This window comes from Streptomyces sp. NPDC007162, from assembly GCF_040634175.1.
GTDB lineage: Bacteria > Actinomycetota > Actinomycetes > Streptomycetales > Streptomycetaceae > Streptomyces.
Genome location: NZ_JBEYFC010000205.1, coordinates 1 through 14404 on the forward strand (window position 1 = coordinate 1; position 14404 = coordinate 14404).

The 14404-nt window shown below is 72.8% G+C and carries 12 protein-coding genes and 3 pseudogenes; 6 read left to right on the top strand and 9 right to left on the bottom strand.

Annotated features, from left to right (window positions below; all coding sequences use genetic code 11):
* Positions 1–35: 35 nt before the first annotated feature.
* A pseudogene (locus ABZ646_RS23640) lies at positions 36–947 on the top strand (solute carrier family 23 protein); the annotation flags it as partial.
* Positions 948–1198: 251 nt separating this feature from the next.
* Here ABZ646_RS23640 and ABZ646_RS23645 read toward each other — a convergent pair.
* Positions 1199–2381: pseudogene (locus ABZ646_RS23645) on the bottom strand (MFS transporter).
* 133 nt (positions 2382–2514) lie between these two features.
* Here ABZ646_RS23645 and ABZ646_RS23650 point away from each other — a divergent pair.
* On the top strand, positions 2515–2916 hold the full coding sequence (locus tag ABZ646_RS23650; RefSeq protein ID WP_360522234.1) for a helix-turn-helix domain-containing protein: 402 nt from the start codon (positions 2515–2517) through the stop codon (positions 2914–2916).
* A gap of 24 nt (positions 2917–2940) precedes the next feature.
* On the opposite strand, the gene ABZ646_RS23655 is transcribed toward ABZ646_RS23650, so the two are convergent.
* The 4 genes from ABZ646_RS23655 to ABZ646_RS23670 all read right to left on the bottom strand — a co-directional run bounded on the left by ABZ646_RS23655 (position 2941) and on the right by ABZ646_RS23670 (position 6034).
* Positions 2941–3363, bottom strand: a complete 423-nt coding sequence (locus tag ABZ646_RS23655) for an acyl-CoA thioesterase (protein ID WP_360522237.1) — start codon at positions 3361–3363, stop codon at positions 2941–2943.
* Between the two features lie 57 nt (positions 3364–3420).
* A complete protein-coding gene (locus ABZ646_RS23660) occupies positions 3421–4038 on the bottom strand; it encodes a hypothetical protein (protein WP_360522240.1) in 618 nt (205 codons plus the stop codon).
* 88 nt (positions 4039–4126) lie between these two features.
* On the bottom strand, positions 4127–4726 hold the full coding sequence (locus tag ABZ646_RS23665; RefSeq protein ID WP_360522243.1) for a histidine phosphatase family protein: 600 nt from the start codon (positions 4724–4726) through the stop codon (positions 4127–4129).
* Between the two features lie 99 nt (positions 4727–4825).
* Positions 4826–6034, bottom strand: a complete 1209-nt coding sequence (locus tag ABZ646_RS23670) for a pyridoxal phosphate-dependent aminotransferase (RefSeq protein WP_360522246.1) — start codon at positions 6032–6034, stop codon at positions 4826–4828.
* Positions 6035–6115: 81 nt separating this feature from the next.
* Here ABZ646_RS23670 and ABZ646_RS23675 point away from each other — a divergent pair, with 81 nt between their 5' ends.
* Complete coding sequence (locus tag ABZ646_RS23675) at positions 6116–6742, top strand: winged helix-turn-helix transcriptional regulator (protein ID WP_360522248.1); 627 nt, start codon at positions 6116–6118, stop codon at positions 6740–6742.
* Between the two features lie 45 nt (positions 6743–6787).
* Here the strand turns inward: ABZ646_RS23675 and ABZ646_RS23680 are convergent, their stop codons facing one another.
* From ABZ646_RS23680 to ABZ646_RS23690, 3 genes are all read right to left on the bottom strand, one after another.
* Positions 6788–7588 (bottom strand): hypothetical protein, encoded by an 801-nt coding sequence (locus tag ABZ646_RS23680; protein ID WP_360522250.1) that lies wholly within the window; start codon positions 7586–7588, stop codon positions 6788–6790.
* On the bottom strand, positions 7588–8850 hold the full coding sequence (locus ABZ646_RS23685; RefSeq protein ID WP_360522253.1) for a VWA domain-containing protein: 1263 nt from the start codon (positions 8848–8850) through the stop codon (positions 7588–7590). Before ABZ646_RS23685 ends, ABZ646_RS23680 begins: the two co-directional genes overlap by 1 nt.
* Before the next feature lie 107 nt (positions 8851–8957).
* Positions 8958–10457 (bottom strand): IucA/IucC family siderophore biosynthesis protein, encoded by a 1500-nt coding sequence (locus ABZ646_RS23690; RefSeq protein ID WP_360522256.1) that lies wholly within the window; start codon positions 10455–10457, stop codon positions 8958–8960.
* A gap of 111 nt (positions 10458–10568) precedes the next feature.
* Between ABZ646_RS23690 and ABZ646_RS23695 the strand changes: the two genes are divergently transcribed.
* The 3 genes from ABZ646_RS23695 to ABZ646_RS23705 all read left to right on the top strand — a co-directional run bounded on the left by ABZ646_RS23695 (position 10569) and on the right by ABZ646_RS23705 (position 13399).
* Positions 10569–12122, top strand: a complete 1554-nt coding sequence (locus ABZ646_RS23695) for an IucA/IucC family protein (RefSeq protein ID WP_360522259.1) — start codon at positions 10569–10571, stop codon at positions 12120–12122.
* Positions 12123–12215: 93 nt separating this feature from the next.
* On the top strand, positions 12216–13121 hold the full coding sequence (locus ABZ646_RS23700; protein WP_360522262.1) for a HipA family kinase: 906 nt from the start codon (positions 12216–12218) through the stop codon (positions 13119–13121).
* Positions 13118–13399 (top strand): SelT/SelW/SelH family protein, encoded by a 282-nt coding sequence (locus ABZ646_RS23705; RefSeq protein WP_360522265.1) that lies wholly within the window; start codon positions 13118–13120, stop codon positions 13397–13399. Before ABZ646_RS23700 ends, ABZ646_RS23705 begins: the two co-directional genes overlap by 4 nt.
* Here the strand turns inward: ABZ646_RS23705 and ABZ646_RS23710 are convergent.
* A pseudogene (locus tag ABZ646_RS23710) lies at positions 13396–14404 on the bottom strand (malate synthase A); the annotation flags it as partial. The gene ABZ646_RS23705 and the pseudogene ABZ646_RS23710 sit on opposite strands and share 4 nt — an antisense overlap.

Below are 14404 nucleotides of genomic sequence, written 5' to 3' on the forward strand. Positions count from 1 at the left end.
GGTGTCTCAGTTGATGCCGGACCGCAGCCTGGGACTTCGGCTGGGCCCAGGGACCCGACCCCGCGGCGGCCGACTACGGTTCGGCGAAGTACCTGGGCCTGGCCGCCGCGACCCTGGTCCTGGTCCTGCTCCTGCGGCGGGTCACGCGCGGTTTCGTCCAGCAGATCGCCGTGCTGGCCGGCCTGGTCGCGGGCACCCTGGTCGCGATCCCGTTCGGCGTCACGGACTTCGCTCCGGTCGCGGACGCGGACCTGGTCGGCTTCCCCACCCCCTTCCACTTCGGAGCACCGCAGTTCCAGCTCGCCACGATCCTCTCCATGTGCGTGGTGATGGTGGTCTCGATGACCGAGTCGACCGCGGACATGCTGGCGCTGGGCGAGATCGTGGAGCGCCCCGCCGACGAGCGGACCATCGCGGCCGGGCTGCGCGCCGACACCCTCGGCTCGGCGCTCAGCCCGCTCTTCAACGGATTCATGTGCAGCGCCTTCGCACAGAACATCGGCCTGGTCGCCATGACCCGGATCCGCAGCCGGTTCGTGGTCGCGGCCGGCGGCGGCTTCCTGGTGCTGATGGGCCTGTGCCCGGCGGCCGCCTCGCTGATCGCCGTCGTGCCCCGCCCGGTGCTGGGCGGCGCGGGCGTGGTCCTGTTCGGCTCGGTGGCGGCCAGTGGCATCCAGACCCTGGTCGGGGCCGGTCTGGACAAGGGCGACAACATCCTGGTCGTCGCCGTCGCGCTGGCCGTCGGCATCGTCCCGATCACCGCGCCGCACTTCTACCACGCCTTCCCGGAGACCGCCCGGATCGTGCTCGACTCGGGTATCTCGACGGGGTGCGTGACGGCCGTACTCCTGAACCTGGTCTTCAACCACCTGGGCCGGCGGCGCGCGGAGGCGGGGGACGCGGCAGCGGCCGCCGTGCCCCTCACGTCCCCTCAGTCGATCTCGTGACCGTGCGGCGGACCGCCTGGCACCGGCTTGTCGCCGGCAGCCGGCCGGTGAGGTAGGAGCGGGGCGGCATGCCCGGGTGGCCACCGTGCGGACGCGGTCGATACGGGTGTGCCTCGCGCACCCGCGCGGGCGCCCGGTCCATCCGCACCGACAACGCGTCCACCCCCGCCCGCAGCGGGCTGCGCACCGCCTGGGGCATGGACGGACCCCGTGCCGGGGACAACCGGGCCCCGTTCGAGGCGGACCGAGGCTCATTCCCCGTCCGGCCGGAGTGCGACCGCCGCCAGCGCCAGGGCCGTCGCCGCGATCACCGCAGCCACCCGGTAGCCCTCCGCCGTGGCCGGGACCAGCTCGGCACCCCGGTGCAGCAGCCCGCCGGTGCGGCTCGCCGCGAGCGTGGACAGAACGGCCAGTCCCAGTGAACCCCCCACCACCTGCGTGGAGTTGAAGAGACCGGAGGCCAGTCCGGCGTCCTCCGGGCGGGCCCCGGACATGGCGAGGCCGGTGAGCGGGGGCATCGCCGCGGCGAACCCGGCCGCCATGAGCAGCATGGGCGGCAGTACGTCGGCCGCGTACGAGACGTCGGCGGGCGCCCGGCTCAGCAGGGCCATCCCGACGGTGATGAGCACCAGCCCGGCCAGCAGCACCCGGCACCCGCCGAACCGGCCGGTGCGGCGCGCCGACAGCCCGAGCATGAGCACGCCGATCGCCAGCGGAGCCGGCAGGAAGGCCAGGCCCGTCTGCAACTCGCCGAAGCCCAGCACGCGTTGGAGGTAGAGCGCGCCGAGGAACTGGAAGCCGTACATGGTCGCGACCATCAGGACCTGCACACCGTTCGCGCCGCTCAGCGCCCGGGAGCGCAGGATCCGCAGCCGCAGCAGGGGCGGTCGGCCCGCGCCTGGCGGACGGCGAACGCCACGAGGAGCGCGAGGGCGAGCGCGGCGAGCGCGGCGGTGGCGGCCGGCCCGCGGTCGCCGGCGATGACGTACACGGTGAGCATCAGCGCGCCGGTGACCAGGGCGGCGCCCGGCCAGTCCGCACCGCCCACGGGCCCGGCGCGGAAGTCGCGGGCCAGGACGCGCAGTGCCGCCGGCCAGGCGGCCACCCCGATCGGCAGGTTGATCAGGCCGCGGAGGCCGCGGTGAACACGGCGAGCCCGGCCGTGAACATCCGCCTGCGGCCCAGCAGGTCACCCAGACGGCCGAACAGCAGCAGCAGGCCGCCGAACGGGATCAGGTAGGCGTTCACCACCCAGGCGAGCCCCGGACCGCTGAAGTCCAGGTCGCGCTGGACGGCCGGCATCGCCACCGTGACGATGGTGCCGTCCAGGATCGTCACCAGCGCACCCGCGCACAGCACGGCGAGGGACGCCCGGCGCGGGTATGTTCGAGGAAGAGTCACCGGTGCGGCCGGTGTGCCGGTCGTGGTCGACATGGCCTTCTGGCCTCCGCAATCACCCTGGAACTCGTCAGGGACATCAACAGGAACCGATCGTGCGCAAGGTGCACGACTTGTAACGGGGTTCATGGTGAGTGACCATCGGAGGACGGCGTCAGGAGGCAGTTCGATGTCCCAGCGGAACACCGGTGTTACCACCCAGGTGGTGAACGCCCACGCGTGCCCGGTCCGCGAGGTACTTGACAGGGTGGCCGGCAAATGGAGCGTGCAGATCCTGGTCGCGGCCGCGCACGGCCCGATCCGCTTCACCGAGCTGGAGCGCGGTATCGAGGGCATCAGCCGCCGGATGCTGGCCCTCACCCTGCGCAACCTGGAGCGCGACGGGCTGGTGACCCGCACCGTCCACCCGACGGTGCCGCCGAAGGTCGAGTACGAACTCACGTCGGTGGCGGTGGAGTTGCACGAGCCCCTGCTGAGGCTGACCGACTGGGCCGAGCGCAACCGCGGGTACGTGGCCGAGGCGCGGGCGGCCTACGACGCCGAGCACCGGCCGGAGCTGCTCGACGTCTAGCCGGTGCGGCGGGCGCGGACCGCGTCAGAGCCCGAACAGCTCCAGGGCCGAGGTGAGTTCCTTGAAGATCTCACGCGGATCGGCGACCAGCTTGCGGGTCTTCAGATCCAGCAGCCCACCGACCGCGTCGACCTCGGCGGCCGGCGTGCCGTCCGCCTTGATGATCTTCTGGAGTATCCGGAAGGTCTTGCCGCCGCTCCACTCGAACGCGCAGGTCACATCGACCTCGTCACCCGCGACCAGCTCGCGTTTGTACCGGATGGTGGTCTCCAGGGCCACCGGACCCACCCCCCGGCCGACCAGCCGGGCCTGGGTGATCCCGGCGGCCTGGAGCAGCGACCAGCGGGCGTGCTCGGCGTAGTTGATGTACACCGCCTGGTTCAGATGGCCCTGGACGTCGGTCTCGTAGCCACGGACCGTGACGCGGACGGAATACGGTTCGCTCACGACTTCCCCTTCTCGTGTACGACGCACTGATCCTCTGCCGGCATCCTGGCACGGGCGTCACACCCGGCGTGGCGATGCCAGCAGATAGCGCGTCCTGGTGCGCGGCTCCGTGTACTCGCCCGCCTGCCAGCCCGCCCGCTCCAGCGTGACCGCGCACGCCCGCAGCGGCTCGCCCTCCGGCGCGTGCACGGCGACCGCCTCCGGCTGCGGGGTGGCCCGCACCCGGTAGCCCGGCGTGCCCGGTTGCTCCGGCGGGTGTCCGGCCGCCTCCAGGGCGAGCGCCGCGGCCCGCACCAGATGCGTCCGCTCCCAGCCGCAGGGCCGGTCCACGGCCCCGTCGGGATTGGTCATCCGGCGCAGTTCGAGCAGTCCCTGCCAGGCGCTGTGCACCTCGCGCGCCCGGGCGGGCCCGCTGTCGGCCTGCTCCTCACCGCCGATCCGCGCGGCGAAGCCGTGGGCCGGCTCGGGCTCCGCCGCGGCCGGCGGCTGCGGACTCTCCCGTGTCCGGTGCCCGGCCGGCGTCAGGAAGTGGTCGTGCGGCGGGCGCGGGTGCCGGAAGGCGAGCCCCCGCTTCACCAGCGCCGCGAGCTGCGCCTCCGTACCCCGCAGCCGGCCGGTGACCGGGTCGGCGGCGTCGATGACACGCCGCTGCGCGGCGGTGGGCGGTCGGGTCACAGTGCTCCTCCCGGTGGTCCGCGGTCCGAAGCCGCCTGGTGAGCGGCCCGTTCGAAGAGTACGACCGGGCACTGACAACGCGGTCCCGCTAACCGCCGGGCCGGATGTTCCAGCCCGCGATCACCGGCCGGTCGTGCTCCGTGCCCAGCCGGCACAGCGTCCCGGTCGCCAGCTGGAAGAGGGCCCCGGCGGCCGGGGGCAGGCCGAGGCGGCGGGCGGTCAGGACGCGCAGGAAGTGTCCGTGGGCCACCAGCAGCACGACCCCCTCCGTGTCGGCGAGGGCCGCCTCGACCTTGGCCAGCATCCGGTCGGCCCGCTCCCCGACCTGCTCCGGGCTCTCCCCGGGGCGGTCCGGCGGGCCGGGCGCCACCCCGTCCGTGAACAGGAACCAGCCGGGCCGGGTGCGCTGGATCTCCACGGTGGTCACGCCCTCGTAGCCGCCGTAGTCCCACTCCCGCAGGTCGGCGTCGATCCGGGCGTCGTCCACCCCGATCAGCTCGGCGGTCTCGCGGGCCCGCTGGAGCGGGCTGACGAAGGCGGCACCGATGCGGTGCGAGCGGATCAGCGGCACCAGCCGTCGTGCCTCGTCCCTGCCGTGCTCGGTGAGCGGCACGTCGGTCCACCCGGTATGCCGTCCGGACCGCGACCACTCGGTCTCACCGTGCCGGACGAGAAAGACATCAGCCATGCGTCAGAGGCTATGAGCCCGGCGACCGGGTTCGGCGGACGCACGCGCCCGCGGTCCGTGCCGGGGGTCGACCGGACGGAGCAACGCCGGTCCGCGGCCCTACTGCCGGTACCCGCTCAGGAACCGTCCGATCCGGCCGATCGCCGTCTCCAGGTCGTCCGCGTGGGGGAGGGTGAGGATGCGGAAGTGGTCGGTGGCGGGCCAGTTGAAGCCGGTGCCCTGGACGACCTGGATCTTCTCCTGGAGGAGGAGGTCGAGGACGAACTTCTCGTCGTCGTGGATGGGGTGGACCTTGGGGTCGATGCGCGGGAACGCGTAGAGGGCGCCCTTCGGCTTGACGCAGGAGACCCCGGGGATCTCGTTGAGCTTCTCCCACGCCACCGTGCGCTGCTCGTGCAGCCGCCCGCCGGGGGTGACGAGTTCGCGGATGGACTGCCGACCGCCGAGCGCGGCCTGGATGGCGTACTGGGCGGGCGCGTTGGCGCACAGCCGCATGGAGGCCAGCATGGTGAGGCCCTCCAGGTAGTCCTTCGCGTGCTGCCTGGGGCCGGTGACGACCAGCCAGCCGGAGCGGAAGCCCGCCACCCGGTAGGTCTTGGACAGCCCGCAGAAGGTGAGGACCACCAGGTCGGGGGCGAGGGCCGCGGTGGAGTGGTGGACGGCGTCGTCGTACAGGATCTGGTCGTAGATCTCGTCGGCGAAGACCATCAGGCCGTGCCGGCGGGCCAGGTCGAGGATGCCCTCCAGGATCTCCCTGGGGTACACCGCGCCGGTCGGGTTGTTCGGGTTGATGATGACGACCGCCTTGGTGCGGTCCGTGATCTTCGACTCCATGTCGGCCAGGTCCGGGTACCAGTCGGCCTGTTCGTCGCAGAGGTAGTGCACCGCCTTGCCGCCGGCGAGCGTGGTCACAGCCGTCCAGAGCGGGAAGTCGGGGGCCGGGATGAGGATCTCGTCGCCGTCCTCGACCAGCGCCTGTACGGCCATGGAGACCAGCTCCGAGACGCCGTTGCCGAGGAACACGTCGTCGACGTCGACCTCCAGGCCCAGCGTCTGGTAGCGCTGCGCCACCGCCCGGCGGGCGGAGAGGATGCCCCGCGAGTCGGTGTAGCCGTGCGCCTGCGGGAGCATCCGGATCATGTCCTGGAGGATCTCCTCCGGCGCCTCGAAGCCGAACAGCGCCGGGTTGCCGGTGTTCAGGCGCAGCACGCTGTGGCCCGCCTCCTCCAGCGCGTTGGCGTGCTCGATCACCGGTCCGCGGATCTCGTAACAGACCTCGCTGAGCTTGTTGGACTGCCGGAACTCCATGCGCCCCTCCGGGAACTAGTGTTGCTTGGTTTTACCAAGTAGGAGCTTGGAAAGTCCAACACCTTGTCTAGACTGCGTCGCATGTCACCTCGCCGAAGCTACGACCAGTACTGTTCCGCGGCCCGCGCCCTCGACGTCGTCGGCGACCGCTGGACCCTGCTGATCGTCCGGGAGCTGCTCGCCGGTCCCCGCCGCTACACCGACCTGCACGCGGATCTGCCGGGGGTCAGCACGGACGTCCTCGCCTCCCGGCTGAAGGACATGGAGCGGGACGGGCTCACGACCAGGCGGCGGCTGCCCCCGCCCGGTGCGGCGTACGTCTACGAACTCACCCCACGCGGAAGGGAGTTGCTCCCCGTGCTGCAGGCGTTGGGCAGGTGGGGCGAGCCGGAGCTGGGCGAGCGCCGCCCCACGGACGCGGCCCGCGCCCACTGGTTCGCGCTGCCCCTGCTGCGGTTCCTCCAGGGCGAGGGCCTCGTCGAAGTCCGGCTGGAGGAGGGCGAGTTCCACCTGCGCGTCGGCACGGAGGACGGCCCGGTGTACGGCGACGGCCCGGCCCCGGCGGACCCCGACGCCCGGCTCCTGCTGGACACGGAGACCTGTACGGCCCTGGCCCGGGGGGAGTTGGAGCTGCCGGACGCGGTACGCGGCGGGCGGGTGACGGTGACGGGCGACGGCGCACTGGCCAAGGCGCTGCGCGAGGCCTGAAACGGCGACCGGGCCCCCGCGAACGGGGGGCCCGGTCGACCCGGATCAGGCGCCCGGCGGCACCCGCGACGGCCGGCCCGACCCCCGCGTCAGCGCGTACCCGCCGATACCGGCGAGCGCGGCCAGCACGCCGCCGATGCCGGTCCACACCCAGCGGTCCGTCCACCAGCCGGAGGACCAGCCGTCGTCGGAACCGAAGCTGGACAGCACCGCGGCCTTCGTGTCCCCGTCACCCGACGCGGACCGGACGGCGATGCCCGGCACCAGCGGCTTCGCCAGCGAGCCGTCCACCGCCGCCGAGCCGCCGATGTCCTTGGAGCCCGCCCGCACCTCGGCGCTCACCGGCTGGCCGAGGTCGGCCGAGCTCAGGTTCAGCACCGTCAGCCGGATGTAGTACGTGCCGGGCAGCGGATCGTTCGCCCACGGCTCGGACCAGGCGCGCACGGTACGCAGCACACAGGTCAGCTCCACCGAGGAGGTGTCCTGCGCGGCCGTGCGGGTCCCCGCGCCGTACTGGCAGGACTGCCGGCGCCGCAGACCGTCGTACACGTCGATCTGCCAGGTCTGCGCCGCGTGCGAGGCGGGCAGTTTCACCGTCGCCGTGACGTCGGGGCGCTGGCCCGCGTCCGCCGGGAACGACCAGTACAGGTAGTCGCCCGTGGAGCCGCCGGCCGTGGCCCGCTGGCCCTGGTCGAGCTCCGTCGCCGTACGGAAGGAGGTGCCCGCCCGGGTCGGCGCGCCGCTGTCCTCGGAGGCGCCGGGGGAGGGGGAGGAGTCGGCGACCGCCGGGCCCGCCGCCAGGCCCACGGCCAGCAGTGCCGCACTCAGCACTCGTGTGATCCGCATCAGTTGGTCCTCCAGACCGCGATCCGCCAGCGCGACACCCAGCCCCACAGCACACCCGCGAGGAAGCCGGTCAGTACCAGGGCACCGAGCAGCCACCAGCCGCGGCCGAGACCGAAGGAGGCCACGTCGCCGGCCTTCGAGGGACCGTCCACCACGTCGACCGTCAGCTCGACGGGCAGACCGGGACTGGTCTTCACCCCGGCCGCGGCGGAGAAGGAGTTGGTCACCTGGAGGCAGACGGTCTCCGCGGTGGCGTCCTCGTCGTCGCTCTCCGCTTTCGGGTACCGCAACCCGGTGGAGACGACGTCCGTACGGCCCGTCCCCGACGCCTCGCCGCGCACGATCTCGCGCCCGCTCCCGGTCACCGCGCGCAGCAGCACCCCGTAGTTGGCGTTGACGGCCCGGTCGGCCGCGACGCTCACCGAAGTCCGCAGCTCCTGGCCGGGCTTGACGTCCACCTTGTACCAGCGCTGCTGCCCGAACTCCTCGCGGTCGGTGTACAGGCCGGACTTGAGCGAGGGTGCGGACGAGCACTGGTCCGTCCCCTCGGTGGCCACCGGCGTCACCACCGGATCGGCGGCCCGGTCCACCAGCTGTCCGACCCTGTTGGTCAGTTGCTTCTTGTGCTCCACCGACGTGTAGGTGCCGCCGGTCGCGTCCGCGATGCAGCTGAGCTGGTCGCGGGTCTTGGCGTCCGGCACCAGGCCGAGGGTGTCGATGGTCAGCCCGATGCCCTTGGCGGCGATCTCCCGGGCCACCTCGCAGGGGTCCAGCGGCTGGCAGGTGTCCTCGCCGTCGCTGATCAGGACGATACGGCGGGTGCCGGAGCCGCCTTGCAGATCGTCGGCGGCCTTGAGCAGCGCGGGGCCGATCGGCGTCCATCCGGTCGGCTGGAGGGTGGCGACCGCGGTCTTCGCCTCGGTGCGGTCGAGGGTGCTGACCGGGTAGAGCTGCGCGGTGTCCTTGCAGCCCTCCTTGCGGTCGTTGCCGCGGTAGTTGGCGCCGAGGGTGCGGATGCCGAGCTGGACCGCCTCGGGCGTCGCGTCCAGCACCTCGTCGAACGCCTGCTTGGCCGCGGCCATCCGCGTCCCGCCGTCCATGTCCGCCGTCCGCATGGACCCGCTGACGTCGAGCACGAGCTCCACTTTCGGAGCCGCCTGGTCGGTCTCGTCGGCGGCCGCCGGGCCGGGGAACGCGATCCCGGCGGCCAGGGCGGCGAGCAGCGCGCAGACTCCTGCCACCGGCCGTTGTGTTCTGATCATCGGCGGATCCTATTGATCCAAGGCGCCGGGCTCCAAAACGAGGTCCTGTCGCCGACACGCGGGTGGCCGGCAGGCCAACTCCGGGCAGCGGGCGCCCACATAGGTCATCAGGCGTCCGCGAGCGGGTTCGGCAGCGCCGCCCACTGGTCCCCCGGCACTTCCGGCGACAGCCGCATCAGGGTCAACGCCTTGGCCGGCAGGGGGTTTTCGAGGAGCGCCGTCAGATCGGGGGTGCCGGGCAGCCGTGCCGCGGCCGTGGCCAGGGCGTCGGCCAGGGCCGGACCGGAACCCGCGGTGCCGGCCAGTGCGCCCGCGACCAGCGAGCCGAACAGCTTGCGGCGCAGGACCGTCTCGTCGTCCGTGATCTGGCGGCCCGTCAGCGCCGGCGGGGTGATGCCGTGACGGGTCAGCCGGGCGGGGCTGAGCCGGATGTCGGCCAGGTCGCGGTAGACCAGGCGCAGCGGCGCGCCGGTCTCGGAGAGCACCACGAGGAGGTTCTGGCCGTGGGCCTCCAGAGCCACGCCCAGCTCCAGCAGCCGCAGCCCCACCGTCAGGGCGAGGCGGGTGAACTCGGCCAGCCAGGACGGTGATCCGGGGAGGGTGGTGGTGGCCAGGGCCGCCACCGGCAGCACCCGTTCGCCCGGAGCCGCGTAGGCCTGCGGCGACTCGCGCAGCACCGCCGCCAGGTCCGGCGAGTCGGCGGTGGCCGCGCCCAGCGTGCGGGTGACGTGCAGGAGTCCGTCGGTGCGGGCCGCCAGATCCGTCGCGAACGACGACAGCGTCACCGCCGCGCCGATCGAGTACGTGGAGATGTCCCGCACGGACGAGGTCAGCCGGGCGCTGAGCGCCGTCTTGACGTGCGTCCCGTCCGGCAGCGCCAGCGTGCGCAGGGACATCAGCGGGTGCACGGCGCGCCAGGGCTGCGCGCCGCCCTTGAGGACATGGGCGGTCTGCCAGGGATGCACGGGAATCAAGAGCCGCCCGCCGTCCCGCAGTTCGTCCGGCCAGTCACCGGTCAGCAGACAGTCCCCGGCCGGGACCGGCATCGTCTCCAGCCGCACCACCGGCCGGTGCTCCGGCCCGTACGCGAGCTGCTCCGCCGCGGAGAAACCCGGCCGCGAACGGCAGTTGGGGTGAAAGGGGTGCCCGTCGACGATCCGCTGCTCCCACTGCCAGTCCCGTGCGGGCCACTCCCCGGCACCGGCCTCCTGACCGGCCCGCGAGAGCGCGAGCGAGGCCGCACTGTGCCCGAGCTCGGCCGCGAGACCGGCCGAGTGCGGCCACCCCAGGCCGGTCATCAACCGCGCCGGATCGTCGTGGGCCACCCCGTCCAGACGTACGGTCGTCACGTACGCGCCGGTGGCGAACGGATCCGCGTGCGGGCCGTGCAGCGCCCGCCCGTCGGCCAGCCACAGGGCCAGGCCGTGCGCCCCGCGCACCCGGCGCACCACCCACGGCAGCGGCTCGTGCGCCAGCGCCCGCCACAGCCGGGTCAGCACCGCCGCCCGCGCGCCCGGCAGCTCGGCCGAGTACCGGTCGACGAGGTCCGGCCGCGCCTCGGCCAGCTCGGCGGCGAGCCGGTTCTCGATGGGGGAGGGACGGTGCACGGGAGGACTCCTCGGGGGACGGGTACGACGGTCATGATGACCGTCGTCGAAAGACATACTGATCCTGATCGGACTGTGCGGACGGAGAGACCGTGCGGACGTGGAGAACGAATGGAACGCGTGGACCTCATGCCCCCCAGCGACGCCGTCGCGGAGCGCGCCGACGCGTACGCTGCCGCCCCCCTGCTGAACTGCCTGCTGCGGGAGGTGGCCGAGCCGCTCCCGGACGCCGGAAAGGATGCCGGTACCGACGACGGCGGGCAGGAGCGGCGGACCTACCGGCTGCCCGGCGGCGGCCGGCTGCTGCGGGTGCGCGGCGATCGCCGGCCCGTCGACCCCGAGGTGTACGCGGACGGCTCCTGGCACCGGGTCGGCCACGCCGAACTGGTGAAACTCGTCAGCGACGAGCTGCGCAGGCACACCGGACTGTCCAACGGCGACCTGCCGGCCGAGATGCTCGACAGCCGGGACGCGGTCGCCGCGCTGCTCACCGCACGCGCCGGGGCGACGGCGCCCGACGACCCGTACCTGCGCTCGGAGCAGTCTCTCATCACCGGCCATCCCTACCACCCCGCCCCCAAGGCACGCGGTGGCGGCCCGGTGGCCGCGTGGTTGCCGTACGCCCCCGAGGCACACGCCCGGTTCCCGCTGGTGCTGCTCGGGGTCCGCGAGGACGAGGTGGCCGAGGAGGGCGACACGACGGCGCTGGACCGGCTGGCCGCCGTACCGCCCGGCTACCGGCTGCTGCCGGCCCACCCCTGGCAGCTCGATCTGGCCGCCCTCGACCTCGCCCCCGCCTTCGCGGACGGCAGGCTGCTGCGCCTCGGTGAGACGGACTTCGCCACCTGGCCCACGGCCGCGATCCGCACGGTGTACGAGCCGGTGCGCGATCTCTTCCTGAAGTTCAGCCTGGATGTCCGCATCACCAACGACATCCGTCGACTGTGGGCCCACGACCTGCGGAAACTGTCCCGTACGAACACCGCCGCGAGTGCCGCGTGCACGGCGTTCGAGGGGCCGGCCGGCTGGCTCGGCGACCGCGGTTACCGCACCGCCCGCTTCGCCTTCGAGGAACTCGCGGTGATCGTGCGGGACGGGCTGCGCGGGCCGCTGCTGCCGGGAGCGACCCCGCTGCTCGCCGCCGGCCTGGTGGAGGGCTTCGAGGGCGACCCGCTGGCCGCGGCCGCCGACCCGGGGGCCTGGTGGGAGGCGTACCTGCGGGCGGTCGTACCCCCCGTCCTCGCGGCCTTCGCCGACCACGGCGTCGTACTGGAGGCGCATCTGCAGAACACCCTGGTGGCCGTGGACGCCGACGGTACGCCGGTGCAGGCCCTGTTCCGGGACGCCGAAGGGGTCAAGCTGCTGACCGACGTGGCACGGGCCGCCGGGTGGGAGCGCCTGGTGTACTGCCTGGTCGTCAACCACCTCACCGAGGTCGCCGCAGCACTCGTCGAACGGCACGCCGGGTTCGATCCGTGGCCCGCGGCGCGGCGGGAGCTGGCCCGGCACCCGCTCCCGGAGGTGACGGACCTGCTGGCGTCGCCGACCCTGCCGGGCAAGACCAACCTGCTGCTGCGCTGGACCGGGGCGGACGGCGCCGACGCCCGGTACCTGCCGTCGCCCAACCCGCTGGCACCGCACGACCCGGGTCCGCTGCCCGTCTGAACACCCACAGAGGTCTGGTTCAAGGTGCCGTTCGCGAAGGGCCCCTGGTTACTATGCGGGAGTGAACGCAAGCGAGTCGCAGGTACGTGCAACATGCTGAGAGAGGTCACGGCGACCCGCTACGTCGCGCCGCTGCACTCCGGGGGGTCCGTCCCCGGCGTCGTCGAGGCCGACGACCTGGGCACCTACGTGGTGAAGTTCACCGGGTCGGCGCAGGGGCGCAAGGCGCTGGTCGCCGAGGTGATCGTGGGGGAGCTGGCGCGGGCGCTCGGGCTGCGCTTCCCCGAGCTGGTGACGGTGCGCTTCGATCCCGCCATCGCCGCGCACGAGCCGCACCAGGAGGTGCGCGAGCTGCACGCGGCCAGCGCGGGAGTGAACCTGGGGATGGACTTCCTGCCGGGTGCCAGGGACTTCACCCCGGAGATCGCCGAGGTCTTCCCGGTGGATCCGCTGGAGGCGGGCCGGATCGTCTGGCTGGACGCGCTCACCGTCAACGTCGACCGCACGGTGCACAGCTCCAACCTCATGGTCTGGCCGGCCCTCGGTATCGCGCGGCCGCGCCTGTGGCTCATCGACCACGGCGCCGCCCTCGTCTTCCACCACCGCTGGGACACCTCGACGCCCGAGAAGGCCTACGACTTCCGCTACCACGCCCTCGGCCGGTACGGCCCCGACACCCGGGCGGCGGACGTCGAACTGGCGCCCAGGGTGACCGAGCAGCTGCTCAGGGACATCCTCGCCGAGGTTCCGGACGCCTGGCTCACCGACTTCGGCACCCCGGACGAGATGCGCGAGGCCTATGCCGGCTACCTGCTGGCGCGGGCGCGCAGCTCGGCGCGGTGGCTTCCCACCGACTTCCCGGGCCGTGACCAGCTCGCGTCCGAGGAGGCGGCCCGCGCGGCCAGGGCCAGGCACGGACGCCCGGCCTGGCTGAAGCAGGTGCCCGACCTGCACGGGAAGCCCGCGGCGGAACAGGATTGGTCGGTGCACCTCGGATGACTGACAACGGGCGCGTCGAGATCGAGTACTGCACCCAGTGCCGCTGGCTGCCCCGGGCGGCCTGGCTGGCACAGGAACTGCTGACCACCTTCGAGACCGAGCTGACCGAACTGGCGCTCAGGCCCGGCAAGGGCGGGGTCTTCGTCGTCCGCGTCGGGGACGAGGTGGTGTGGGACCGGCGCGAACAGGGCTTCCCCGAGCCCACGGCGGTGAAGCAGGCGGTACGCGACCGAGTGGCCCCGGGAAGGTCCCTGGGCCACTCGGACACACCTGCCTAGCCGCGGAGCTGCTGGTACGCGGGCAGCGTCAGGAAGTCCGCGTAGTCCTCGTCGAGCGAGACCTGGAGCAGCAGGTCGTGGGCCTGCTGCCAGTGTCCGGCCGCGAAGGCCTGCTCGCCGATCTCCCCGCGGATGGCGGCGAGTTCCTCGGCGGCGACCTTGCGGGCCAGCTCCGGGGTGGCCCGCTCGCCGTTCTCGAACTCGACACCCGCGTTGATCCACTGCCAGATCTGCGAGCGGGAGATCTCGGCGGTGGCCGCGTCCTCCATGAGGTTGAAGATGGCCACCGCGCCCAGGCCGCGCAGCCACGCCTCGATGTACCGGATGCCCACCTGGACCGCGTTGACCAGACCGGCGTAGGTGGGCCTGGCCTCCAGCGAGTCGATGGCGATCAGGTCGGCCGCCGCCACCTGGACGTCCTCGCGCAGCCGGTCCTTCTGGTTCGGCCGGTCGCCGAGGACCCGGTCGAAGGACTCCAGGGCGATCGGGACCAGGTCGGGGTGGGCGACCCAGGAGCCGTCGAAACCGTCGTTCGCCTCGCGGTCCTTGTCGGCGCGGACCTTCTCGAAGGCCACCTTGTTGACCTCGGGGTCCCGGCGGGACGGGATGAACGCCGCCATGCCGCCGATCGCGTGCGCACCGCGCTTGTGGCAGGTGCGGACGAGGAGTTCGGTGTACGCCCGCATGAACGGGGCGGTCATCGTGACGGCGTTGCGGTCCGGGAGGACGAACTTCGGCCCGCCGTCACGGAAGTTCTTGATGATGGAGAACAGGTAGTCCCAGCGTCCCGCGTTCAACCCCGAGGCGTGGTCGCGGAGTTCGTAGAGGATCTCCTCCATCTCGTACGCGGCCGTGATCGTCTCGATCAGCACGGTGGCGCGGACGGTGCCCTGCGGGATGCCGAGATGGTCCTGCGCGAACACGAACACGTCGTTCCACAGCCGGGCTTCGAGGTGCGACTCGGTCTTCGGGAGGTAGAAGTAGGGTCCCTTGCCGAGGTCGAGC

What these genes read in the sequence shown, in the direction of transcription:
- ABZ646_RS23650 (WP_360522234.1), top strand. Translation starts at nt 2,515, where the DNA reads ATGTCCCAGCGGAACACCGGTGTTACCACCCAGGTGGTGAACGCCCAC.
- ABZ646_RS23665 (WP_360522243.1), bottom strand. Translation starts at nt 4,726, where the DNA reads ATGGCTGATGTCTTTCTCGTCCGGCACGGTGAGACCGAGTGGTCGCGG.
- ABZ646_RS23670 (WP_360522246.1), bottom strand. Translation starts at nt 6,034, where the DNA reads ATGGAGTTCCGGCAGTCCAACAAGCTCAGCGAGGTCTGTTACGAGATC.
- ABZ646_RS23675 (WP_360522248.1), top strand. Translation starts at nt 6,116, where the DNA reads ATGTCACCTCGCCGAAGCTACGACCAGTACTGTTCCGCGGCCCGCGCC.
- ABZ646_RS23680 (WP_360522250.1), bottom strand. Translation starts at nt 7,588, where the DNA reads ATGCGGATCACACGAGTGCTGAGTGCGGCACTGCTGGCCGTGGGCCTG.
- ABZ646_RS23685 (WP_360522253.1), bottom strand. Translation starts at nt 8,850, where the DNA reads ATGATCAGAACACAACGGCCGGTGGCAGGAGTCTGCGCGCTGCTCGCC.
- ABZ646_RS23695 (WP_360522259.1), top strand. Translation starts at nt 10,569, where the DNA reads ATGGAACGCGTGGACCTCATGCCCCCCAGCGACGCCGTCGCGGAGCGC.
- ABZ646_RS23700 (WP_360522262.1), top strand. Translation starts at nt 12,216, where the DNA reads ATGCTGAGAGAGGTCACGGCGACCCGCTACGTCGCGCCGCTGCACTCC.
- ABZ646_RS23705 (WP_360522265.1), top strand. Translation starts at nt 13,118, where the DNA reads ATGACTGACAACGGGCGCGTCGAGATCGAGTACTGCACCCAGTGCCGC.